The sequence below is a fragment of the Chelativorans salis genome (assembly GCF_025336525.1).
Classification (GTDB): Bacteria; Pseudomonadota; Alphaproteobacteria; order Rhizobiales; family Rhizobiaceae; genus Chelativorans; species Chelativorans salis.
Map to the genome: position 1 here is coordinate 1 of NZ_JAOCZP010000003.1, position 21830 is coordinate 21830.

Annotated in this window: 22 protein-coding genes, 1 tRNA gene and 1 pseudogene; 6 read left to right on the forward strand and 18 right to left on the reverse strand. The window is 63.2% G+C overall.

What is annotated here, in order from left to right; all coding sequences use genetic code 11:
* Nucleotides 1-160: 160 nt before the first annotated feature.
* The 8 genes from N5A92_RS10150 to N5A92_RS10185 all read right to left on the reverse strand — a co-directional run bounded on the left by N5A92_RS10150 (nt 161) and on the right by N5A92_RS10185 (nt 8336).
* Nucleotides 161-631, reverse strand: a complete 471-nt coding sequence (locus tag N5A92_RS10150) for a YbaK/EbsC family protein (RefSeq protein WP_260902372.1) — start codon at nt 629-631, stop codon at nt 161-163.
* 18 nt (nt 632-649) lie between these two features.
* The gene (locus N5A92_RS10155) at nt 650-1468 is read right to left on the reverse strand and encodes an MBL fold metallo-hydrolase (protein WP_260902373.1); all 819 of its coding nucleotides are present in this window, start codon (nt 1466-1468) and stop codon (nt 650-652) included.
* Complete coding sequence (locus N5A92_RS10160; protein WP_260902374.1) at nt 1461-2264, reverse strand: TatD family hydrolase; 804 nt, start codon at nt 2262-2264, stop codon at nt 1461-1463. The genes N5A92_RS10155 and N5A92_RS10160 overlap by 8 nt, the downstream gene beginning before the upstream one ends.
* A 4-nt stretch (nt 2265-2268) precedes the next feature.
* On the reverse strand, nt 2269-3828 hold the full coding sequence (metG, locus tag N5A92_RS10165; protein ID WP_260902376.1) for a methionine--tRNA ligase: 1560 nt from the start codon (nt 3826-3828) through the stop codon (nt 2269-2271).
* A 78-nt stretch (nt 3829-3906) separates the two neighbouring features.
* Nucleotides 3907-4971, reverse strand: coding sequence for a DNA polymerase III subunit delta' (locus tag N5A92_RS10170; RefSeq protein ID WP_260902377.1), 1065 nt, complete (start codon nt 4969-4971; stop codon nt 3907-3909).
* Nucleotides 4964-5638 (reverse strand): dTMP kinase, encoded by a 675-nt coding sequence (gene tmk / locus N5A92_RS10175; protein ID WP_260902380.1) that lies wholly within the window; start codon nt 5636-5638, stop codon nt 4964-4966. The genes N5A92_RS10170 and tmk overlap by 8 nt, the downstream gene beginning before the upstream one ends.
* 127 nt (nt 5639-5765) lie before the next feature.
* A complete protein-coding gene (locus tag N5A92_RS10180; protein WP_425248564.1) occupies nt 5766-6923 on the reverse strand; it encodes a D-alanyl-D-alanine carboxypeptidase family protein in 1158 nt (385 codons plus the stop codon).
* A 216-nt stretch (nt 6924-7139) separates the two neighbouring features.
* On the reverse strand, nt 7140-8336 hold the full coding sequence (locus tag N5A92_RS10185; RefSeq protein ID WP_260902383.1) for a septal ring lytic transglycosylase RlpA family protein: 1197 nt from the start codon (nt 8334-8336) through the stop codon (nt 7140-7142).
* Nucleotides 8337-8590: 254 nt separating this feature from the next.
* Here N5A92_RS10185 and N5A92_RS10190 point away from each other — a divergent pair.
* Nucleotides 8591-8680 (forward strand) — tRNA-Ser (locus N5A92_RS10190).
* Nucleotides 8681-8848: 168 nt separating this feature from the next.
* Here the strand turns inward: N5A92_RS10190 and N5A92_RS10195 are convergent.
* Nucleotides 8849-9345: pseudogene (locus N5A92_RS10195) on the reverse strand (dihydrofolate reductase family protein).
* 531 nt (nt 9346-9876) lie between these two features.
* Here N5A92_RS10195 and N5A92_RS10200 point away from each other — a divergent pair.
* On the forward strand, nt 9877-10251 hold the full coding sequence (locus N5A92_RS10200) for a hypothetical protein (protein ID WP_260902384.1): 375 nt from the start codon (nt 9877-9879) through the stop codon (nt 10249-10251).
* A 184-nt stretch (nt 10252-10435) separates the two neighbouring features.
* Here the strand turns inward: N5A92_RS10200 and N5A92_RS10205 are convergent, their stop codons facing one another.
* Together N5A92_RS10205 and N5A92_RS10210 are read right to left on the reverse strand one after the other, a co-directional pair.
* Nucleotides 10436-10708 carry a hypothetical protein gene (locus N5A92_RS10205; RefSeq protein WP_260902385.1) on the reverse strand — a complete coding sequence of 91 codons (273 nt, stop codon included), beginning with the start codon at nt 10706-10708 and terminating at the stop codon, nt 10436-10438.
* 683 nt (nt 10709-11391) lie between these two features.
* Nucleotides 11392-11688: a glycine zipper 2TM domain-containing protein gene (locus N5A92_RS10210; protein ID WP_260902387.1), complete on the reverse strand. Its 297-nt coding sequence runs from the start codon at nt 11686-11688 to the stop codon at nt 11392-11394.
* A gap of 360 nt (nt 11689-12048) precedes the next feature.
* On the opposite strand from N5A92_RS10210, the gene N5A92_RS10215 reads away from it, so the two are divergent.
* The 4 genes from N5A92_RS10215 (at nt 12049) to speE (ending at nt 14213) form a co-directional block, all read left to right on the forward strand.
* Nucleotides 12049-12363 (forward strand): DUF1236 domain-containing protein, encoded by a 315-nt coding sequence (locus N5A92_RS10215; protein ID WP_260902388.1) that lies wholly within the window; start codon nt 12049-12051, stop codon nt 12361-12363.
* Nucleotides 12364-12525: 162 nt separating this feature from the next.
* Nucleotides 12526-12789 carry a hypothetical protein gene (locus N5A92_RS10220; RefSeq protein ID WP_260902389.1) on the forward strand — a complete coding sequence of 88 codons (264 nt, stop codon included), beginning with the start codon at nt 12526-12528 and terminating at the stop codon, nt 12787-12789.
* 84 nt (nt 12790-12873) lie between these two features.
* A complete protein-coding gene (speD, locus tag N5A92_RS10225; protein WP_260902391.1) occupies nt 12874-13353 on the forward strand; it encodes an adenosylmethionine decarboxylase in 480 nt (159 codons plus the stop codon).
* Nucleotides 13350-14213 carry a polyamine aminopropyltransferase gene (speE, locus tag N5A92_RS10230; RefSeq protein WP_260902393.1) on the forward strand — a complete coding sequence of 288 codons (864 nt, stop codon included), beginning with the start codon at nt 13350-13352 and terminating at the stop codon, nt 14211-14213. The genes speD and speE overlap by 4 nt, the downstream gene beginning before the upstream one ends.
* Here the strand turns inward: speE and N5A92_RS10235 are convergent.
* The 7 genes from N5A92_RS10235 to pcsA form a co-directional block, all read right to left on the reverse strand.
* The gene (locus tag N5A92_RS10235; RefSeq protein ID WP_260902396.1) at nt 14210-14866 is read right to left on the reverse strand and encodes a glutathione S-transferase family protein; all 657 of its coding nucleotides are present in this window, start codon (nt 14864-14866) and stop codon (nt 14210-14212) included. The two genes, speE and N5A92_RS10235, sit on opposite strands and share 4 nt — an antisense overlap.
* A 143-nt stretch (nt 14867-15009) precedes the next feature.
* The gene (locus N5A92_RS10240) at nt 15010-16095 is read right to left on the reverse strand and encodes a BMP family ABC transporter substrate-binding protein (protein WP_260902398.1); all 1086 of its coding nucleotides are present in this window, start codon (nt 16093-16095) and stop codon (nt 15010-15012) included.
* Between the two features lie 40 nt (nt 16096-16135).
* A complete protein-coding gene (locus N5A92_RS10245) occupies nt 16136-17050 on the reverse strand; it encodes an ABC transporter permease (protein WP_260902400.1) in 915 nt (304 codons plus the stop codon).
* Entirely contained in the window at nt 17043-18146 is a 1104-nt protein-coding gene (locus tag N5A92_RS10250; RefSeq protein ID WP_260903548.1) for an ABC transporter permease, read from the reverse strand. The genes N5A92_RS10245 and N5A92_RS10250 overlap by 8 nt, the downstream gene beginning before the upstream one ends.
* Nucleotides 18146-19723: an ABC transporter ATP-binding protein gene (locus N5A92_RS10255; protein WP_260902402.1), complete on the reverse strand. Its 1578-nt coding sequence runs from the start codon at nt 19721-19723 to the stop codon at nt 18146-18148. The genes N5A92_RS10250 and N5A92_RS10255 overlap by 1 nt, the downstream gene beginning before the upstream one ends.
* A gap of 153 nt (nt 19724-19876) precedes the next feature.
* The gene (locus tag N5A92_RS10260; protein WP_260902404.1) at nt 19877-20848 is read right to left on the reverse strand and encodes a quinone oxidoreductase family protein; all 972 of its coding nucleotides are present in this window, start codon (nt 20846-20848) and stop codon (nt 19877-19879) included.
* 2 nt (nt 20849-20850) lie between these two features.
* Complete coding sequence (pcsA, locus tag N5A92_RS10265; protein WP_260902406.1) at nt 20851-21573, reverse strand: phosphatidylcholine synthase; 723 nt, start codon at nt 21571-21573, stop codon at nt 20851-20853.
* Nucleotides 21574-21830 lie beyond the last annotated feature (257 nt).

A 21830-nucleotide genomic window follows, 5' to 3' on the forward strand; every position in this document is an offset into this window, starting at 1 on the left:
TCCGCAATCTCCCACGTCATCCAAACACGGGAGAGTGACATTCCTACTTTGCAGAATCAGGACATTTTAACTTTGCGCCTACAACCTCGGATCACATAAGATAGATTATGGAACTAACACGTACACCCTGATCTTGAGCTGCTGCTGCGGGCGCCAGCATCTATGCCACGATATCGGCCACCTCGGCGCGCGCTGCGGCAAGGAGCGCGTTCGGCTCGGCTGCAAAGACTGCATCGTGGGCGCCGGCCGCCGCCCAGACCGTCATGAAGCCAAGCAGCGTCGCATCGGCATAGCGTCGCACGCTGTCGGGATGGCCGAGTGGCGAAACGCCGCCGATGGCGAAGCCGGTTTCCTCGCGCACCTTGCGTGGATCGGCGCGCGTCAGGTTTTCGCCGGCAAGCCGGCCGGCTTTTTCCAGGTCGAGCTGGTGGCCGCCGGACACCAGGAACAGATGAAGCTTTCCGGATGTCTGGCCGGCAAAGACCAGCGATTTGACGATCTGGTCAACCGCACAGCCGCATTGCATCGCTGCTTCCTCGGCCGTGCGCGTCGATTCTCCCATGCGCCTGATTTCGATCTCCAGTCCGGCCTCCGCTGCCGCAGCGGCCACACGGTTGACGCTCTTTGACATTGAAAAAACCTCGTTATTTCAATCGCCTGGAATATCTATCTCAACAACCATACCATCATAAGCCGGGTCCACGTGATCCGGCGTTTCCCGCCGCACGGCCTCATAGTCGAGCGGGGTGTGCATATGGGTCAGGATGGCGCGCTTCGGCTTCAGCCGGTCGATCCACTCCAGCGCTTGCCCGAGTGAAAAGTGGCTCGGGTGCGGCCTGTGCTGCAGCGCGTCGATCACCAGCACCTCGAGGCCGGCCAGGAGCGGCACGGTCTCCGGCGGATAATCGCTCACATCGGAACAATAGGCGAACGGACCAACGCGGAAGCCCAGCGAGCGGATGTCGCCGTGAATCTGCGGCAGCGGTGTGAAGATCAGCGCTCCGCCCTCGCCGGTGAGCATGAACGGTTCCTCATGGCTGATGAGGTGCGGCGTCACGATCGGCGGATAGTTGCTCCCCAGGGGCGTCTCGAAGCAGTAGGCGAAGGCGTCGCGCAGGCGCTCCATGGTTGGCCGGTCGGCATGGATGTCAATGCGGTGGCGCTGCACGTGCACGTAGCCGCGCAAATCGTCGATGCCGTGGATGTGGTCGGCATGCGGGTGGCTATAGACGACCCCGTCCAGGCGCGGCACCTGCGCGGCGATCATCTGCTCGCGGAAGTCTGGTCCCGTGTCGATCGCCACGCGCGTGGCGCGCCCGTCCGGCTTGATGCGCTCCACAAGGGCGGCCGCCCGCGTGCGCCGGTTGCGCGGGTTTGCCGGATCGCAAGCGCCCCAGTCGCCGCTGATCCGCGGCACGCCCGGCGAGGACGCACAGCCAAGAATGGTGAGCCGCAGCCGGTCAGCCAATGTCAGGCACCTTCCTAAGCGAAGGCGGCACCTTGGTGAAGAGACGGAAGAAGTTCTCCGTCGTCAGCGCGGCCATCTCGTCGGCTGAGATGCCAACCGTCTCGGCCAGCACCGCCGCCGTGTGTGCCACGTAGGCCGGCTCGTTGCGTTTTCCGCGAAAAGGCACCGGCGCCAGATACGGCGCGTCCGTCTCCACCAGCAGCCGGTCATGCGGCACACTTCTGGCGATCTCACGCAGCGCCTCTGATTTCTTGAACGTCAGGATGCCGGAGAAGGAGACATAGCCGCCCAGCGCCACGCCGGTGCGCGCCAGAGCCGGCCCGGAGGAGAAGCAGTGCAGGATGAAGGGAAAAGCCCCCTTCCCTGTCTCCTCCTTTAGAATGGCCGCGATATCGTCGTCAGCCTCGCGCGCATGGATGACGAGCGGCAGGCCGGTCCGCCGCGCCGCCTCGATATGGATGCGGAAACCTTTGGCCTGCAGGTCGCGCGGCGCCTTGTCGTAGAAATAGTCGAGGCCCGCCTCGCCGATCCCGACCACTTTCGGATGTTTCGAAAGCGCCACGAGCTGGTCCGCCGTCACATCCGTTTCCTCGCCTGCGTTGTGCGGATGCGTGCCGAGGGTGCAGAAGACGTTGTCGTAGCGCTCGGCGATGGCCTTGATGCCGCCGAATTTCGCCACACGCGTGGAGATGGTGACCATCAGCCCAACGCCGGCCGTTCCGGCACGCGCCACCACATCGTCCCGCTCCGCTTCGAAATCCGGAAAGTCGAGATGGCAATGGCTGTCGACCAGCATGGCGCTAGACCCCCTGCCCCTTGTCCTCGGCCTCCACGTAGCGCGGGAAGACCGGTTGCGGCGCCGGCAGTGGCGTTCCGGACTGGAGCATGCCGGCTTCCGTGATGTCCGCAAAGCCGCGCTTGTCCGCCGGCACGGCGAGAAGATCGAGAAGCTTTTCCGCAGAGCCTGGAATGTAGGGCTGGCACAAGATGCCGACGCGGCGCAGCACTTCCGCCGTAGTATAAAGCACCGTCTCCATGCGTGCCGGATCGCTCTTGCGCAGCGCCCAGGGTTCCTGACCGGCAAAATAGCGGTTGGCCTCCGCCACCACCTCGAAGACGGCCGCAAGCGCCGTATGGATCGCCTGCCGGATCATCGCCTCGCGCGCCGTGGCAAGCGCCTTCTGCGCTCGGTCGAGAATGACCGTGTCAGCCTCCGCCAGCTCGCCCCGTTCCGGTACCTTGCCGCCGCAGTTCTTGGCGATCATCGAAAGCGAGCGCTGCGCCAGGTTGCCGAGGTCGTTGGCAAGGTCGGCGTTGGTGCGGTTGACGATGGCGTCGTGGCTATAGCTGCCGTCCTGGCCGAAAGGCACCTCGCGCAGGAAGAAATAGCGCACCTGGTCGAGCCCGTAGTGCTCGATGAGCGCGAAGGGGTCGACCACATTGCCCACCGACTTCGACATCTTCTCGCCACGGTTGAACAGGAAGCCGTGCGCATAGACGCGCTTGGGCAGCGGGATTCCGGCCGACATCAGGAAAGCCGGCCAGTAGACCGTATGAAAGCGCACGATGTCCTTACCGATCACGTGGACGTCCGCCGGCCAGTATCTCCATTGCGCATTGTCGGTATCGGGGTAGCCGGCGGCAGTGATGTAGTTGGTCAGCGCGTCGACCCACACATACATCACATGCTTGTCGTCGCCCGGCACCGGAACGCCCCACTTGAAGGTCGAGCGGGAGATGGACAGGTCCTTCAGCCCGGATTTCACGAAGCTGGCCACCTCGTTGCGCCGTTCGGCGGGCCCTATGAAATCCGGCTGCTTCTCGTAAAGCTCCAAAAGCCGGTCCTGATAGGCTGAAAGCCGGAAGAAATAGGTCTCCTCCTCGTTCCACTCGACCGGCGAGCCGAGCGGTTCACGGCGTACGCCATCCTCGCCCACCGTGGTCTCGCTCTCATCGAAATAGGCTTCCTGGCGCACGGAGTACCAGCCCGTGTAGCGGTCGATATAGATGTCGCCATTGTCGGCCATCCGCTCCCAGATCGCTTGGGCGGCGCGTTTGTGCCGCTCCTCCGTCGTGCGGATGAATTGATCGTTGGAGCTGCCGATGGCCCCTACCATAGTGCGAAAGATCGCCGAGTTGCGGGCGGCCAGATCCTGGACCGATACACCCTCCTTGTCGGCCGTCTGCTGCATCTTCAGCCCGTGCTCGTCCGTGCCGGTCAGGAAGAAGACGTCCTTGCCGTCATGGCGTTGGAAACGCGCCAACGCATCGGTCGCGATCACCGTGTAGGCGTGGCCGATGTGCGGCTTGCCGTTCGGATAGAAGATTGGCGTCGTTATATAGAAGGTCTCACGCGTCATATGGGAAGATGTCCAGATCGATATTGGCTCGCGCCCAGATAGCGCATCGCAGCGGCGAACGCCATGCATTGAAGCGGCTCAATTCGGGGGCATTCCGTGTTCCGCCTCGCGAAGCCGCCGCATCAGGCCCACCACGTGCTGCTTGCGCTCGAGATTGAAGATCTCCGCCTGGCGCACGGTCTCGGCCATCTCCTCCCACGAAGCAGCCATGCGTGCTGCCCGTGCGGCGTCGCCGGCCTCTGCTGCGCGCGTCGCCGCCCCGGCCACGCGGCTGAGCACCGTGCGGTTGAAGATATCAAACTGCACCTGGGCGTCTCGTGCCGCCACAGCCTCCGCCAGCCGGTATGTCTCGGACACATCGAACCGGCTCCCGCCGGCGACCCGCTCGATCGCCTGCGCAATCTCCAGCCCACCGAACTGGGTCAGTAGCACGGCATTGCGCACGCTGCCGCCGGCGCGCTCGACAAGCAGGCGCCTTTCCTCCGCGCTCTCGGGCAGGTCCGCGCCGAGGCGCTGCAAGAGTTCCTCCAGCGACCCCGCCCCCAATGGCTGAAGTTTTATGACCTGGCAACGCGAGCGGATGGTCGGTAAGAGCCTGCCGGGCGAATGGGCGATCAGCACGAACAGCGTGCGCGACGGTGGCTCCTCCAGGTTCTTCAAGAGCGCATTGGCGGCACTTGTGTTCATGTCGTCGGCCGGGTCGACGATGACAACGCGGTAGCCTCCATCCGATGCCGTCATGGAAAGAAAGCGGCTGACGCGGCGGATTTCGTCCACCGTGATCACAGTTTTGAACTTCTTCTCCCGCTCCCCGTATGGCCGTGTCAGGTGTAACAGGCCAGGATGCGCTCCCTGCGCCGCAAGCCGGAACGCTTGCGAGCGGGCATCTGCTTCGCCAAAAATTTGCGGCGCTTCTTCGCTCTTCGGATGGGTGAAGAGGTGGTGCGCCAGATGGAAGGCGAGCGTCGCCTTGCCGGTCCCGCGCGGCCCGGCGAGAAGCAGCGCATGGTGCAGCTTGCCGGCGCGGTAGGCGCCGGCGAGCATGGTGCGCGCTTCCTCATGGCCGACGAGCAGCGGGTTTTCCGCCGGCTCCGGGATGTCCGGCAGCGTGTCGTGCTGCTCCGGTGCCACACGCTCAAACATCGCCCGTCCCGCGCTTTGCCCCGTCAGTCTCGTCTTCCGGCATCGCTTTCTCGACTGCCCGCGCCACCGCTGCGGCGACTTCTGCACGCGGCGCCGACGCATCGATGACGACGCACCGTTGCGGCTCCTTCTTGGCGATGTCGAGGAAGGCCTTGCGCCGCCGGCGGTGGATCTGCAGGGTCTCCTTCTCGAACCGGTCGGCGCCCTCTCCTCCCCGCCGCTCCGCGGCCCGGCGCAAGCCCTCCTCCGGGTCGATATCGAGGATGATCGTCAGGTCCGGCATTACGCCGTTCACCGTTACGCGCTCCAAGGTCGCCATGAAATCGGCATCGAGCCCGCCGGTCACGCCCTGATAGACGCGCGAGGAATCGACGAAGCGGTCACAGAGAACGACGGCGCCGCGGGCGATCGCCGGCCGGATGACCTGCTCCACATGGTCGAGCCGCGCGGCGGCGAAGAGGATCGCCTCCAGCGTCGGCCCGAAGGGCTCCGCCGCGCCCGACAGGAGCACATGACGCACCGCCTCCGCCCCTGGAGAGCCGCCCGGCTCGCGGGTCACCAGCACCTCGCGACCCTCCTCCGCAAGATGCTCTGCCAGGAGCCGGATATGCGTGGACTTACCCGCACCCTCACCACCCTCGAACGTTATGAAGAACCCGCGCGGCAATTGTTCCTGTCCTAGATCGGCCTCGTCGGCCCTTCATAGTCACCCAAAAGTTGAAGGTCCAACGTTCTGTTGGAATAAGCGAAATGTCGAGACGCGCCCCTCGTTGCAAGCCCGTGCGGGATCGAAGTCACCGCATCCAGCCGAGCAGAAGCTCGCCCACCGCGCCGACAGCCCGTTGGCGCAGGGTGCCTTTCGCCACCGGTTCGGCGGCATAGAGCGGCGCCTCCTGGCTCAGCGTGTCACCGAGCCATATCTGCAATGTCCCGATCTCCGCCCCCTCCTCCACCGGCGCCGGCACCGGCCCTTGGTAGACAATGCGCGCCGACAGGCGCTCCGGCTCGTCAAGCGGCATGAGGACCGTCAGGCTTTCTGCCGTGCGTACCGCCAGGCGGCTTTTGTCGCCACCATAGACGTTCACCTCGCCGATCGCTTCGCCGGCGGCCAATATCTCTCGTTTTGCGAAGGCGCGCATGCCCCAGTCGATGATCTTGCGCGCCTCCTCCACCCGCTCCTCCTCACTCGCCAGGCCGCCGAGCGTGACGAATAAGCGCCGCCGCTGGCGTGCCGCAGATGCGGTAATGGCGTAGCCGGATGCTTCTGTGAAGCCGGTCTTCAGCCCGTCGGCGCCGATCTCCAGCGGCAGGAGCGGGTTGCGGTTACGCTGGAAGATGCCGTTCCACTCGAAGGCGGGCTGCGAGAAATATCCGTAGTATTCGGGATACTCGCGCCAAAGGTGCCGCGCCAGAAGTGTCATCTCCCGCGCCGTCACCTGCTGGCCCTCGGCCGGCAGGCCGGTCGGATTGACGAAGGTCGATTTTTCCAGGCCGATGGCGCGTGCCCGCTCGGTCATCAGATGCGCGAAATTCTCCTCCGATCCCGCCATGCCCTCGGCGATGATGATGCAGGCATCGTTGGCTGACTGCACGATGGCGCCCTTGATCAACGCTTCCAGCGGCACCGAGGATTTCACGGCGGCGAACATCGTCGCCGTACGCGAGGGAGCGCCGCCGGTGCGCCAGGCATGCTCGCTGACGAAAAACGTCTCCTCGAGCGCAAGCCGCCCCTTCTTCAACGCGTCAAAGACGATTTCCATCGTCATCAGCTTGGCGAGCGAAGCCGGCGGAAAAAGCTCGTCGGCATTCTTGGAATAGAGAACTGCGCCCGTCTCAGCATCGATCATGAAGGCGCGGGGCGCCTTGGATTCGAAGGGCGCTGCCCATAAAGGCCCCGCAAACACCAGGATGGCAAGGAGCAACGTTGCTACCGTTGCAACCGATCGAAACACTTCGTCCTCCGCCCGTCGACCCGCTCTATAGCATCGGCCCGAAAACCGGAATCGGCTTTCGGCAGCACGATGCACAGGTTCAACAACCTACAGTGTCCTTTGTACGTTCAAAAGGACGCTCGGCGCTGTATAGGCCCCGAATGGGTTTATAGGCGCGATAGGCTGCTGATCCAACCGCGCCGGCGGCGCGGATGCGGTGATCGATTTGGCAAGCGGTCAGTCGCGGACGGTAAAGGCGTCAACGGCGCCTGCCGCCCATGCGGCGCGCAGGACCTCGTTCAGATCGGCATCGCCGCCGGGCACCAGCGAGAGTGCGTAGAACGTATCTCCCTGCATCTCCGCCTCCTCGATGCGGATCTGCCCATGCGTCGAAAGCGCGTCGATCACGCTCTCTGCCTCACGGCGCGAAGCCCAGGTGCCGAGATTGACGACGGCAGCCTCCTGCGGCCGATCCTCCTGCTTGCGCGCCCACCATGCAGCGAGCGCCTCCCCGTCGAGCTCTGGCCGTAAAATGGCATCGAAGGCCTGCGAGGCGGCCTGCACCCGCTGGTCCGCATAGGACAGAAGTGCAAGGCTTTGGGTAGCGGGCAGCGCGGGCGCGGCGTGCGGCCTGTCCGGCACGATCGGCCCGACGGCCGGCAGTTCGATGCCACGCGCCGTTGTGGCGGGGGCCGGCTGGCTGGCAAAGGCGGTCACCATCTCGGGCACCGGCTGCGAGGGCGTCGGCCCGTTCATGGCGATCATCACGCCGGAAGGAAGACCGTCTGAAGGATCCGGAGCACGGTCGCCCGGCCGGTATGAGGCCATGAGGTAGCTCTCGTCCTGACCATGCAGCGGTGCGGGGCCGACATATTCGACACGGACCTTGGCCACGCCCGAATGCGTGTAGTCCAGCATCTCGGCCGCCCGTTTCGACAGGTCAATGACGCGGCCTTCGGCGAACGGCCCGCGGTCGTTGACGCGCACGACGATGGAACTGCCATTGTTCAGATTGGTGACGCGTGCATAGCTCGGCAGCGGCATGGTCGGATGCGCCGCCGTCAGATGCGTCATGTCGTAGACTTCGCCATTGGCCGTCAGCCGTCCGTGGAATGCAGAGCCGTACCAGGAGGCCGCGCCCTGGGTAACGTAGTTGGGCTCTTCCTTGGGGCGATACCACTTGCCCTTCACGCTGTAGGGCTTGCCGACGTGGTAGCGCCCGCCGCCGCGTTTCAGGCCAGACTTTCCCATGGCCACGCGCGGACTTGCCTTCACGCCATATTCCGATTCGGCGAAATATTCCTTGCTGCCGGTTTCCTTGAGCGCGACCTTCGGTGTCTGGCTGCCACAGGCCGAGACAAGCAACGCCAACGCACCAACGCCGACCGTTCCCCAATGCACCGGCGCCCCTGCCCGCTTATTTCGTATTCCCATAAACGCCTTCCCCCGGCAATTATTTGTTCTTCGTCTCAACCGCCTTCACGCCGGCAAACCACCGGCCAAAACCACGCATGCCCTGCCGCAGGTAACCCCACTCATGCGCAAGAAATCATTAGCGATAGGTGAATCACATGTGGCAGGAAAACGGCAAAAATAAGTATTACACATACCTCTCCTGATACCAACCTGCGCCAGACGCCGTGCCAGCGCTTGAAATAGCCGAAATTCGCGCCTACACGAAACGCGCTGGAGGGATGGCCGAGCGGTTTAAGGCACCGGTCTTGAAAACCGGCGTGGCAGCGATGTCACCGTGGGTTCGAATCCCACTCCCTCCGCCATTTGCCCTCTATAATCAACACTGCCGCCGATCATCGCACGGTATAGCGAACCGCCGATTCTACGCTGTAGCGCGATATGTTTTGGAGACCGGTTCAGCGCAATCAGGCTGCTTATGGCCCCAAAGTGGACGTGACCCGTCGGCGCAGTCAGTCGGGCGAGACGCGCGATTAAGCAGGAACGTAGGTCAGCCTAACCGTGTCCTCGCCAACGGGATCGGTGGAAACAAGGCGGAGCGGCGGCCGTGGGTCGGCAAAAAACGGCTTGCCGCGACCAAGCACGATGGGGTGGAAGTAGAGTCGATACTCATCGATAAGACCAAGGTCGGTCAGGCTTTGTGCTAGGTCTGGTCCGGAAACTGTAATCTCCCCAACGAGCCGAGCCTTCAGGCTACGTATCACCGCCTCGACGTCATCCTCGACAAGTGTGGCGTTCGGGCCGACGGACTTCAACGAGCGCGACACGACCCGTTCGGTTGGCGCCGCCACGCCGCCGCGAACTTGTGTTGCTCCGCACTCCACTCCGGTCGGTCTTCGTCCCAATAATGCATGGTCTCGTACATGCGGCGACCGTACACACTGCCGGTCAGGTCGCGCACGTGCTCTATCCAGTGACGAAAGAGCGCGGGACCTGTCCGCATTTCCAGGTGGTCGACGTAACCGTCCATGGACTAGTTCATTCCGAAGACAAGCTTTGCCATGCTACTAAATCTCCACCTCGAGGCCTTCACGAAAGTATGAGCAGCGTGACGCAGAAAGTGAAGTTGGCCGCAAACCGCGCGCCGCGTTGTCGGTTGGCGAATAACCAGATGCCCGCTTACCACCCAAGCCATTCGCTCGTGGGTCTATCTAGGAGCGTCATGGAGGGCTATGGCGTAGACGTAGTTCTCCGTTTCATCGCTCTCTACCCGCCATAGTGCCCTGAATTTCAACAGTGACAGAAACTGCCACATCGGCCACATAAAAACCCGCCGCCCCTTCCAGCAGCCGGGCGCACGGGGCGCACAAAAAACTCGTCGAAGCGAGCCGTTGACGTGGGGGCGTACCTAATCGCTAGGTTTGCGCAGATACATGTCACCGAGTTGAGACGGACCGTCAAAATCAGTGATGATGCTGCTCGAAACAAATCTGGCTTACGTCTCGTTCAGCAAATCGGCACCGTTTTGGGTGCCGCATATCCCCACCCAAAGGAGGACGAGATGAAGAAGCTTCTCGTAACAACGATGTTCTGCGGCGCTCTGGCCATGCCGGCGTTTGCGCAGGACGAAACGACGACATGTGCGGAATTTACGGAGATGGACACCACCGCCCAAACGGAAGCCCTGGCTTCCATCGAGGGCGCAGGCTCGGCCGATGTCGGTACGGACTCCACAGCCAGCGTGGAGGGTTCCGACGATGACACCGCCTCGGGCACGGCTTCCGGGGATATGGCAGCGGAAGCGACGGACGATACGATGGACGGCACGGCTGCCGAAGCAGGCACGGAAGTGACCGCATCGGCCGTTGTGGATGCGTGTGCCAACAATCCAGACATGCTGGTCGTAGACGCGATCGAGCAGGCCAAGTCCAACTGAGACTGATACCGCCAGCACGAGAGGGCGCACCGCCCTCTCGTCCGCGATAGCAACCTGTTTCGCAGCAACAAGAACCCCGCCGCCTGCTAGGACGGCGGGGTTTTCTCGGCGATCTGGGCTGCAAAAAAGCCCCCGCCGAGGCGGGGGCTATTTGTGACCTTCGCAGCTTGATACGCTGTAGCTATCAATGCCTCCCGAGCGCCTGATGGGCACGCATTGCAGGAGGCCGCTCAATGATGCTCCTGTCGAAGGCGATGCTGCCTCCGAACTTGATGATCTCGCGCGAAATCATCAGTTCCAACTCATCATCCGATTGCGCGAGGTCCGGAAAGACAATTCGCGTGCGCCGGATCATGTCTGCGATTGATACGGCTCTCTCGCCCTTCCGTCTTTCTAGGTAGAGTTTCAGCGCAGCTTGCAGTCTCGGAGGGATAGCCTGTACGCGTCCCTGTTTCATCTGCTGCCTCCTAGGTGAGAAACACGCAGTATGGAACCTGAAAACTGCATATTAGACCCTCTCCGAGGGTAGTGCGAATCAAAAATTGGGCAATATCAGCCTCACTGATGCACCTTTCCAAGCTGATAAGTTCCTGGTGCTCGTGGCGCATCCATTCGTTTGGGACAACGGCATCACGGCACCATCAGTTCGACGCACATGGCGTTCCTTTCGATGAGGTAAGATTGATGAAGACGAACTCCTGGCCGCGGACGTTACTCATCGTTGCCCTCGCAGCGGCCCTGTCCGGATGCCAGGTCTTCGGGGCAGCGAAAGCAGTTCGCATCACCGGCGAGACATTCGATGAGGCCGAATGTTTGGCTCGCGACTTCAGGGGTGAAGAACCATGCCCAAAGTCCAAGTATTGAGTCCGCAATAGCCTTCGGCCCTGTGCTGCCTGCGCATCTTCGACCGTTGGTTCAGAGTCCGACCCGGCGAAGCCTAACCGCCGATGAAGAACCCGCCACGGCGCGCGAAATTCTAGAGCGGCTATGCGCCTGAAACTTGCCGATGACTAGGTTAGAGAGTCTCTCCCACTACAGCGACCACTCGCTCTGTTGGCCCAATGCGACCACCCTTTATGGCTGCACGAAAAAGGCCGCCAAGGTGGCGGCCTTTATTGCGTTCCACAGGGCCGATGGTGATCAATAATTGCAGGGGGCGGTGTAGATGCTGCCATCTGCTGCCTGATAGCGGCAAAGCTCCTGGCTTTGACGTCGCGGCGCAGTCGCCGATCCGATGACACCGCCGAGGATCGCGCCGCCTGCGGCTCCGGCAAGGGTGCTCTTCGTGTCACGTCCGAGCGCCTGGCCGGCGAGTGCTCCGGCGCCGGCTCCAACCAACGCCCCCGTCCCCGCGCGCTGCTGCTGTTCGCTCGCACAGCCGGCTAATGCCATCGCCACAAGAATTGCAGAGGCAAGTTTAATCCTGCGAAATTCCATCGTGTCTTCTCTCCATAATATCCCCCACTCCACAAAGAATGCCCGCCACCGTTCCCGGTGGCGGGCGCAGCGGCAGGCTTTGGGATACCCGCCGCATGTTGCTAAGGCCACGCGATTGAGGCGCAGCTGTGGCGTGTTGGTCAAGCTCCGTTACCTGTAACGGGCATGGCGGGCGCGCTAGGCTAGGCCGCAACCAGATTCTCGGCGAAGAACCGGTGGTCATTGACCTTGGCCAGCGCCTTTCCGTATTGGACGCGCTGCCCCTGCTCCGTCCTTGCAGGCCGGTGCTTGTTGATTGGCGGGAACCAGTTTCCACCTCAGAAGTTTGAGCCGTCACCAGTACAACGGAGACAGACGGATATGAAAACGCTGACATCCATCACTCTATCAGGCTTCTTACTCGCAGCTGGTGCCGGTGCGGCATCGGCGCAGAGCGTCGTGATTTCGCCGGAGCAGGAGACGGTAATCCGTGAGTATGTGACGACCCAGGAAATACAGCCCATCGAGGTTCCGGCCGAGGTGACGATAGAGGTGGGCACCACTCTACCGGAAACGATCGAACTCCGGCCCCTGGAGGTTCCGGAGGCTGAGGTGGAATACCATTACATCGTCGTGGACAACCGGACCGTCCTCGTCGAACCGCAGACCCGGGAGATCGTTTACATCATCGAATAACGTTCAGGAACGCAATTGCACTACGAGAAGCCAAAACCTCCCATTGGCTTCTGGTGAACGGCCGCTCTCTCGCACAACTGGGAGCGGCCGCTGGGATTTGCCCAAAATGCGCCGGGTTGCGGTGGCATGGCACGGGCTCCGGTTATTGTCGGAGTGTTATGGATGTATTCGCGGTTCGTGCTCGCCCTTGGTGCCCTTGCGCTTCTTTCGGGATGCGCCACCATGACGCCTGAAGAGCGGCGCGCCGCCGACGAGGCGAAGTGCCGCTCCTATGGCTTTACGTCCGGCACCGACGCCTTCGCCGAATGCCTGCAGCGCATCGACCTCGACCGCAGGGCCGAGTGGCGGGCGCGCAGAATCGAGATGGATCATTGGCACCGGCCGATGGTGATCTACCAGCCGGTCGTCGTCAGGAGGCGCGACTGAGACTCGCCCGGTTGCCAACCTGCGTGTGATAACTATATTCGCGCTTCGACAGATCAGGCACATCTGCTGGTTGGAGGGGACGCCATGGTGCAAGACGCCCTCTTCCAATTGGGGATGGATTCAGCGCGACTGAACACCGCCCAAACGGAAGATAAAAACGATACGCAAGCGGCTGCAACGGCCGGCGGCGGCAAGGATCATTTCATTGAAAAGGACGGCGTGGAATGCGCCGGCGCGCATCTGATCGTCGATCTCTACGACGCGAAACGCCTCGACGACCTCGCTTTCATCGAACGAACGCTGATCGATTGCGTGGAGGCGGCCGGCGCCACGCTTCTGCATATCCATCTCCACCCGTTCGAGCCAAATGGCGGGGTAAGCGGCGTGGCTGTGCTCGCCGAAAGCCACATCTCGATCCATTCCTGGCCGGAGCGCGCCTATGCCGCGCTCGATGTCTTCATGTGCGGCGATGCCGTGCCGGAACGCTGTATCGAGGTGCTGGAAAAAGCCTTCCGCCCCGGCCGCCTTGAGGTCAAGGAACTGCTCAGGGGCAAGGAAGCGTGAGCGGGCGCAAGACCGTTTCGGAGACGCTGCATGAGCACGTGACGCTGTCCTTTACCGCGGACGAGGTGCTGCACGAGGCGACCGGGCACCACAAGCTCGAACTCGTCCGCAACCGCCTCTTCGGCAAGGTGCTCTTGCTCGACGGTGCGGTGCAGGTCACCAGCGCCGACGAGTTCATGTATCACGAGATGATGGCCCATGTGCCGCTCATGGCGCACGAGAATCCCGCGGACGTGCTCATCGTGGGCGGCGGCGATTGCGGGCTTGCCGAGGAGGTGCTGAAGCACGCCCGCGTAAAGGCGCTGACCCAGGTGGAGATCGATGCCTCGGTGCTCGACTTCTCGCGCCGCCACTTCGCCGAGTTCAACGCCCCGGTCTTTGACGACCCGCGTTTCCACGTCGAGATTGCCGACGGCGCGGAATTCGCGTCGGCAACACAAAGGCGCTTCGACGTCGTCCTCGTCGATTCCACCGATCCCAGCGGGCCCGGCGCAGCCCTCTTCACGCCGGCGTTCTACGCCAACATCAAGCGCATCCTGAAGCCCGGCGGCATCGCCGTCACACAAAACGGCGTGCCCTTCCTGCAGAAGCACGAGTTCGTCAGGGGCCTCAGTGCTCTTTCCTCGGTCTTCGCCGTCACGCGCGCATATCTCGTTTGCGTGCCCACCTATTTCGGCGGCCATATGATGCTCGGCTGGGCGAGCGAGACAGACGATGCGCTCAACGTGCCGGAGGAAGAGCTGGCGCGGCGGGCGGCGGGAATCGACACCCGCTATTACACGCCCGCCCACCACCGCGCGTCATTCGTCCTGCCGCGCTATATCGAGGACCTGCTCGCCGAGGCGCAGGCCCGGCCCTAGGCCGGCGCTTCGCCGCCGGCGGCCATCATCTTCTGGAAGAACGGGATTTGCGCGGCGAGAGCGGCGTCCTTCTCGGCGCTCGCCTTGTAGGCCGGGCGGCCCGTCGTCCGCGCCACATAGTCGAGGAAGACCGGCCGTTCCGGCAGCGCCTTGAGCATGTTCATGACATAGTTGATGCCGCCGCCGAGTATCACGTCCGCCAGCGTGAAGCGCTCACCCGCCGCCCACGGCTGGGCCGACAGCTTGCGTTCCAGATTGGCCACCATGTCGTCGTAGAGCCCGAACGGGTAGTCGTTGCTGATATAGCTGAGCCCATGCACCTTGGCGCAGACGACGGGGTCGAACACTGCGTCGTGGTAGACGAGCGTGCTGAGATAGGCCGCGCGGTCCGGATCGCCCACCGCCGGCGCAAGGCCCTTCTCGGGAAACGTGTCGCCCAGATAGATGGTGATCGCCGCCCGCTCCGTGACGACGGTGCCGTCATGCTCGATCGCCGGCACCTTCTTGTTGGGCTGGATCTTCCTGTATGCCTCCGGCGCGCCGCCCTCGCCGCGAATATCGACCAGTTCCATCCGGTACTCGACCCCCAATTCTTCGAGCAGCCAGAAGATGGTGGACGAGCGGGACCATGGTGCGTGATAGAATTTGAGCATCTTCCTCTCCTTCGGTTCGATGCGTGCATCCTAACAGGATGCTCCTGACAGCTGTCTGTCAGGATGACGTCGTACCCATCTCCCAAACAAGAGGGGCGGCCACGCGGGACCGCCCCTCCCTGTCACTTTCTGCAGCGCCGACGTCAGTTCGGCAGCTGATCATCCACGCCTTCAACATAAAAATTCATGCCAAGCAGCGTGCCATCGTCCGTCACCTCACCCTCGGCAAGCCACGATGTGCCGTCCTGCTTGTTGACGGGGCCGGTGAAGGGATGAAACTCGCCGGAGCGGATCTTCTCTTCCGTCTCCTCGGCGAGCGCCTTCACGTCGTCGGGCATGTTGGTGTAGGGCGCCATCACGACGTGGCCTTCGGCAAGGCCGGCCCAGACGTCGACCTGCTCCCACGTGCCGTCACGAACCGCCTTTACGCGCTCGACATAGTACGGCCCCCAGTCATCGACGATGGAGGTGAGCTGAGTCTCTGGGCCGAACTCGATCATGTCGGAGGCCTGGCCGAAGGCCTTGATGCCGCGCTCGGCCGCCACCTGCATCGGCGCGGTGGAGTCGGTGTGCTGGGTAATGATGTCGACGCCCTGGTCGATCAGTGCCTTGGCGGCATCGGCTTCCTTGCCGGGGTCGAACCAGGTGTTGGCCCACACCACCTTCACCTTGAAGTCGGGATCGATCGACTGGGCGCCGAGCATGAAGGCGTTGATGCCCATCACCACTTCCGGGATCGGGAAGGAGGCGATGTAGCCGGCTACGCCCGCCTCGGACATTTTGGCGGCGATCACGCCCTGAATGTAGCGGCCTTCATAGAAGCGCGAATTATAGGTGGCGACGTTCGGGTGCTCGCGCTTGTAGCCGGTCGCATGCTCGAACTTCACGTCCGGGAACTTCGCTGCCACCTTGTTTGTGGGGTCCATGTAGCCGAAGGAGGTGGTGAAGATGATGTCGCATCCCGAGCGAGCGAAGCGTTCGATGGCGCGCTCGGCATCCGCACCTTCCGGCACGCTTTCGAGATACGCTGTCTCAACATCGTCTCCCAGCTCCTCCTCGACCTGCAGCAGGCCCTGGTGATGCTGGTAGCTCCAGCCGAAATCGCCGATCGGCCCGACATAGATGAAGCAGGCCTTGGTCGGATCGTCCTGCGCCTGTGCCGTGCCGGCGGCCGCAAGCCCCAGCACGGCGGCGGCCGTCAGTGCCAGAAATGTCTTTTTCGTTCTCATTCCGTTTGTCCTCTTCCTGTTGCCTGTGGCGCCTTCCCGTCTAGCGTTCCGGCACGAATGGGCGCCCCAGCGATGCCGGCGTGTTCATCATGGTCAGTCTCCGGTTACGCGAGATTATGACAAGAACGGCGATCGTCGCCAGATAGGGAAGCGAAGATAATAGCTGGGAGGGGATCGCCATGCCCTGCGCCTGGGCGTGGAGTTGGCCGATGGTCACGCCGCCGAAGAGATAGGCACCGGCCACCACCCGCCACGGCCGCCACGAAGCGAAGACGACCAGCGCCAGCGCGATCCAGCCGCGCCCAGCGGTCATGTTCTCCACCCATTGCGGCGTATAGACCAGCGACAGATAGGCGCCGGCAAGACCCGCGCACGCCCCGCCGAACATGACTGCCAGATAGCGCACGGCGACCACGTTGATGCCCTGAGCATGGGCCGAAGTGTGATTGTCCCCAACCGCGCGCAGCATCAGCCCGGCGCGCGTGGCGAAGAGGAAATAGGCGACCGCCGCCGTCAGAAGAAGCGAGACGTAGAAAAGCGGGTCCTGGCCGAACAGGAGCCGCCCGACGAAGGGCAGGTCGGAAAGGAAGGGAATGTCGATGCGGCCGAGCTTCAATCCCGGCCGGCCGACGAACCCCTCGCCCAGCATGCCCGACAGGCCGAGCCCGAACAGCGTCAGCGCCAGGCCGGTCGCCACCTGATTGGTGACCAGCGACAGCGTGAGGAAGCCGAAGATGAGCGCAAAGGCAGCTCCCACCAGGATTGCCGCGAACACGCCGATCCAGACCGAGCCGGTCGTCAGCGCCACGGCAAAGCCGCTGATGGCGCCCATGATCATCATGCCCTCGACACCGAGATTGAGGACGCCCGAGCGTTCCACGACCAGTTCGCCCATGGCAGCGATGAGGAGCGGCGTCGCCGCTGTCGCGATGGTGATAAGGATCGATTCAAGCATGGCCGGCCGGCGCCTCCACGCCCTTCGCCCTCAAGCGGCGGGAAATGCGGATGCGATAATGGATGAGCGTGTCGCAGGCGAGCACGAAGAACAGAAGCATGCCCTGAAAGGCCCGCGCCACCTTGTCGGACACGCCGATTGAAATCTGCGCCGCCTCGCCGCCGAGGTAGGACAGTGCAAGCACAAGGCCGGCGGCGATGATGCCGAGCGGGTTCAGCCGTCCCAGGAAGGCGACGATAATCGCCGTGAAGCCGTAGCCCGGCGAGATCGACGGCCGCAGCTGGCCGATGGCGCCGGAAACCTCGCTGATGCCGGCAAGTCCGGCGAGCGCGCCGGAGACCAGGAAGGCGAAGATGACCATGCGCGCCCGTGAGAAGCCGGCAAACCGCCCTGCTCGCGGGCTCTGGCCGATCAGCTTCACCTCAAACCCCTTCAGCGTGCGCGACAGGACGAACCACAGCACCAGTGCCGCGACGATGGCGAAGATGAAGCCCCAGTGGGCCCTCCCCGAAGCCGGCCAGATCTCCGGCAGGACCGCATAGGCGTGGAAACTGCGCGTCTCGGGAAAGTTGAAGCCTTCCGGGTTGCGCCACGGCCCGCGCACCAGCCAGTCCAGGAAAAGCTGCGCCACATAGACCAGCATCAGGCTTGTCAGGATCTCGTTGGTGCCGAAGCGCGCCTTGAGCCATGCCGGTATGCCGGCATAAGCGGCACCGCCGACGACCCCCATCAGGAGCATCAACGGCAGCACGATCCACGACTGGAAACCGGGAAAGACGACCGGCAGGATGGAGCCGGCGATGGCGCCGATGATGAACTGCCCCTCCGCACCGATGTTCCAGTTGTTGGAAAGGTAGCAGATGGAAAGCCCCACCCCGATAAGGATCAGCGGCGCCGCCTTCACCGCGAGCTCATGCAGCGACCACGTCTCCAGAAGCGGCTCGATGAAGAAATAGTACAGCGCGTCGACCGGATTCTTGCCGAGGAACAGGAACATGATGGCGCCGGCCACCAGCGTGAGAAGCAGTGCGATAAAGGGCGAAAGCGCGCTGAAAAGCGCAGACTGTTGCGGCCGCTTGACGAGCTCGACGCGCATCATACCGCCTCCAGCATCGGCTCGGCAGTCTCGGGTGTGGCGCCGCCCATCAGCAGGCCCACCTTCTCGTAGGTTGCCTCGCCGATCGGAATGGGCGCGGAAAGCCGTCCGTGATGCATGACGGCGATGGCGTCGCAGATCTCGAACAGTTCATCGAGGTCCTGGCTGATGACGAGCACTGCCGAGCCGCCCTTCGCCAGATCGATCAGCGCCTGGCGGATGCGCGCCGCCGCCCCCGCGTCCACCCCCCAGGTCGGCTGGTTGACGACCATCACCATGGGCGCGCGGTCGAGCTCGCGCCCGATGACGAATTTCTGCAGGTTTCCACCCGAAAGTGCTGTTGCCTCCGGGTCTTCGCTGGCCTTGCGCACGTCCATCGCTTCGGCGATGCGCTTGGCCGCCTTGGCCACCGCGCCTTGGCGGATGACGCCCAGGCGCGACAGGAATGCGCGCGCGTCCGTGCGGCAGCGTGAGAGCAGAAGGTTTTGCGACAGCGTCATCAGAGGCGCGGCGGCATGGCCGAGACGCTCCTCCGGCACGAAGGCGGCCCCCATCAGGCGGCGGCCGGAAATGTCGCGCCGGCCGGCATCCTTACCGCGTATGCGCACGGCATCGGCCTTTTCCTGCAACACTTCGCCGGAAACCGCCTCAAAGAACTCACCCTGCCCGTTGCCGGCCACGCCGGCGATGCCGAGCACCTCTCCCGCATGCACGGAAAGATCGATATCGGAAAGCGAGACGGCAAAGGGATGGCCGGCCTTGCGGCTCAAACCCCGCACCTCCAGGAGTACCTCGCGTGCAGCAGAAGGCTTCTCGCGCACGACGGCCTGCACCTCGTCGCCCACCATCATGCGCGCCAGCGAGGAGGCGGTCTCGCGGCTCGGATCGCAATGGGCGATCACCCTGCCCTGCCGCAATACTGTCGCCCGGTCGCAGATGCGCTTCACCTCCTCGAGCCGGTGCGAGATATAGAGGATAGAGCGGCCTTCCACCTTCAGCTTTGCAAGCGTTTCGAACAGCCTGTCCGCCTCCTGGGGTGTGAGCACCGATGTCGGCTCGTCGAGGATAATGAGCTCCGGGTTCTGCAGGAGACAGCGGATGATCTCGATGCGCTGCCGTTCGCCCACGGAAAGATCGCCGACATGGGCGTTCGGATCGAGCGGCAGGCCGTAAGCCTCAGAAAGCTCGCGCGCACGCGCCGCCACGGCGCCGGCGGGCGCGGGATCGTCCAGCGACAGCATGATGTTCTCCGCCGCCGTCAGCGCATCGAACAGCGAAAAATGCTGGAACACCATGCCGATGCCGAGCTTGCGCGCTTCGCCCGGGCTGGCGATTGTCACCTTTTCACCTTTCCAGCGGATGGTGCCGGCGGCCGGCTCCAGCGCACCGAACAGCATCTTGACGAAGGTGGATTTCCCCGCCCCGTTCTCGCCCAAAAGCGCGTGAATCTCGCCGCGATCGATCGCCAGATCGATGCCGTCACACGCCTTCAGCGATCCAAAGAGCTTCGTCAGGCCCCGGACATCGAGCAGACTCTCGGCCCGGTTCTCGAGTGTTGCTGACACAACACCTCCCATTCAGCCGTGCATTTTTTTCTTCTTTAGTTCCCACAGCCATCGTAGGCGCGCAAGATTGCGTTGCAATAGGCGCGCGGCGATTGAAACTGCTTCAAGTTTTTCCACACCTTGTGGCCTGCTGATTGATCCGCATGGTTGGCGCCATCATCTATCCTACGGGATAAGCACGCTCGTCCCCGTGGTGCGCCTTCCCTCCAGATCCTGATGCGCCCGCGCCACCTCCGACAGTGGGTAACGCTGGTTGATGACCACCTTCACCGCACCCGAGCCGACGACGGAGAACAGATCCCTGGCCGCCTCCTCCAGATCCTTCTTCGCCGCGATGTAGTTGAAGATGGTCGGCCGCGTGGCGAAGAGCGAGCCTTTCTGGGCCAGAACAGTGATCTCGAAGGGCGGGACAGGGCCGGAAGACTGGCCGAAGCTGACGAACATGCCGAGCGGTCTCAAGCAGTCGAGCGAGGCGGGAAAGGTATCCTTGCCGACCGAATCGTAGACGACGTCGCACATGCGCCCGTCGGTGATTTCCCGCACCGCCTCCAGGAAGTCCTGCTTCGTGTAATCGATCACGTGGTCGAAGCCGTGGGCGCGGGCGATCTCGACCTTCTCTTCGGACCCTGCCGTGCCGATCACCGTGGCGCCCAGGTGCTTGGCCCACTGGCCGAGGATGAGGCCGACGCCGCCGGCCGCCGCATGGTAAAGGATCGTGTCCCCCGCCTTTACGGGATAGGTGCGGCGCAAGAGATACCACGCCGTCATGCCCTTCAGCATCATCGCCGCCGCCTGCTCGTCGGCGATATTATCCGGCACCCGCACCAGCCTCTCAGCCGCAATCAGCCGCCGCTCGGCGTAAGCTCCGCCGCGCACGCAATAGGCAACGCGGTCACCCGGCTTGAGGTTGTCGACACCCTCACCTGTCTCGAGAACGACGCCCGCCCCTTCCCCGCCGGGAACGAAGGGCGTCTCGGCCTTGTAGAGCCCGGTGCGGAAATAGATGTCGATGAAATTAAGGCCGATCGCCTTTTGCTCGATCAGCACCTCGCCGGCGCCTGGCTTGCCGGGATCGTAGTCCTCGAAGCGCAAAACCTCCGGCCCGCCCGTCTCATGCACACGGATTGCCTTGGCCATCGTCAAGCCTCCCTTTTTCCAAGCTGCGGCAGTGCCTGCATCACAGCACCGATGACGAAGAGATAGATGCCCGTTACCCCGATGCCGACTTTCACGATGAAGGCTGCCTGCATGTCCTGCAACAGGGCGGCGGCGCCGAAGGCGCACCAGGCCAGGAAGGCGCCGAGGTTCAGCGTCCTGAGCCGCTTCACCCGTACCGGATGCAGGAAATGGATCGGCAGGAAGGTCAGCACCGCCGACACCACCACCACCGTGAAGGAGAGATATTCGCCCGGTCCGATGACGAACAGGGTGAAGACGATCATGTTCCAGACGACCGGAAAACCCTTGAAGAAGTTCTCCGTCGTCTTGATGCCTGTGTCGGCATAGTAGATGGCACTGGAAACCACGATGATCGCCGCCGACAGGAAGGAAAGCCCCGCCCCCATGAAGCCGCTCTGATAGAGCGCAAAGGCGGGGATGAGGACGTAGGTCACGTAGTCGATGATGTTGTCCAGCATGTCTCCGGACCAGGTGGGCAACACCTCCTTGACCTCGAGCTTGCGGGCGATCGGTCCGTCGATGCCGTCGACGAGCAGTGCCAGCCCCAGCCACCAGAACATGGCCGTCCAGCGCTCCTCGCTTGCCGCCACCAGCGACAGGAAGGCCAGGAAAGAGCCCGAGGCCGTCAGCAAATGAACGGAAAAAGCCTTCGCCTGCGGTGCCGTTACCTTCTTCCTCTTCATGGGCGGGCTCCGCCCGGCCGCACGTATCCGCCTATCACGGTCGCCGACCCTTCCTGAATGACGAAGCTTCGCCCATTCATCCTCTGCCCCTTTCCGGCGGAAATTTCGCCGTCTGGCAAACGCATTAGCACGGCTCGCGCCGCCGGATGCAGTATCATGCCGCCAAACCGTGTGGAAAACCAACTGTCACGTCCGCATCGGCTGCGGCGCCTTTGCGCGTTGATCGCATTCCCGTGCCTGCCCTATATGTGCGGAAC

Excerpts from the sequence above, each read along its gene's own strand:
- pcsA (WP_260902406.1), bottom strand. The coding sequence starts at position 21,573 with ATGAAGAGGAAGAAGGTAACGGCACCGCAGGCGAAGGCTTTTTCCGTT.
- N5A92_RS10220 (WP_260902389.1), top strand. The coding sequence starts at position 12,526 with ATGTATTCGCGGTTCGTGCTCGCCCTTGGTGCCCTTGCGCTTCTTTCG.
- N5A92_RS10260 (WP_260902404.1), bottom strand. The coding sequence starts at position 20,848 with ATGGCCAAGGCAATCCGTGTGCATGAGACGGGCGGGCCGGAGGTTTTG.
- N5A92_RS10150 (WP_260902372.1), bottom strand. The coding sequence starts at position 631 with ATGTCAAAGAGCGTCAACCGTGTGGCCGCTGCGGCAGCGGAGGCCGGA.
- N5A92_RS10160 (WP_260902374.1), bottom strand. The coding sequence starts at position 2,264 with ATGCTGGTCGACAGCCATTGCCATCTCGACTTTCCGGATTTCGAAGCG.
- N5A92_RS10250 (WP_260903548.1), bottom strand. The coding sequence starts at position 18,146 with ATGCGCGTCGAGCTCGTCAAGCGGCCGCAACAGTCTGCGCTTTTCAGC.
- N5A92_RS10205 (WP_260902385.1), bottom strand. The coding sequence starts at position 10,708 with ATGAAACAGGGACGCGTACAGGCTATCCCTCCGAGACTGCAAGCTGCG.
- N5A92_RS10245 (WP_260902400.1), bottom strand. The coding sequence starts at position 17,050 with ATGCTTGAATCGATCCTTATCACCATCGCGACAGCGGCGACGCCGCTC.
- N5A92_RS10235 (WP_260902396.1), bottom strand. The coding sequence starts at position 14,866 with ATGCTCAAATTCTATCACGCACCATGGTCCCGCTCGTCCACCATCTTC.
- N5A92_RS10185 (WP_260902383.1), bottom strand. The coding sequence starts at position 8,336 with ATGGGAATACGAAATAAGCGGGCAGGGGCGCCGGTGCATTGGGGAACG.
- N5A92_RS10255 (WP_260902402.1), bottom strand. The coding sequence starts at position 19,723 with ATGGGAGGTGTTGTGTCAGCAACACTCGAGAACCGGGCCGAGAGTCTG.
- N5A92_RS10170 (WP_260902377.1), bottom strand. The coding sequence starts at position 4,971 with ATGTTTGAGCGTGTGGCACCGGAGCAGCACGACACGCTGCCGGACATC.
- metG (WP_260902376.1), bottom strand. The coding sequence starts at position 3,828 with ATGACGCGTGAGACCTTCTATATAACGACGCCAATCTTCTATCCGAAC.
- N5A92_RS10215 (WP_260902388.1), top strand. The coding sequence starts at position 12,049 with ATGAAAACGCTGACATCCATCACTCTATCAGGCTTCTTACTCGCAGCT.
- speD (WP_260902391.1), top strand. The coding sequence starts at position 12,874 with ATGGTGCAAGACGCCCTCTTCCAATTGGGGATGGATTCAGCGCGACTG.
- N5A92_RS10210 (WP_260902387.1), bottom strand. The coding sequence starts at position 11,688 with ATGGAATTTCGCAGGATTAAACTTGCCTCTGCAATTCTTGTGGCGATG.
- N5A92_RS10240 (WP_260902398.1), bottom strand. The coding sequence starts at position 16,095 with ATGAGAACGAAAAAGACATTTCTGGCACTGACGGCCGCCGCCGTGCTG.
- N5A92_RS10200 (WP_260902384.1), top strand. The coding sequence starts at position 9,877 with ATGAAGAAGCTTCTCGTAACAACGATGTTCTGCGGCGCTCTGGCCATG.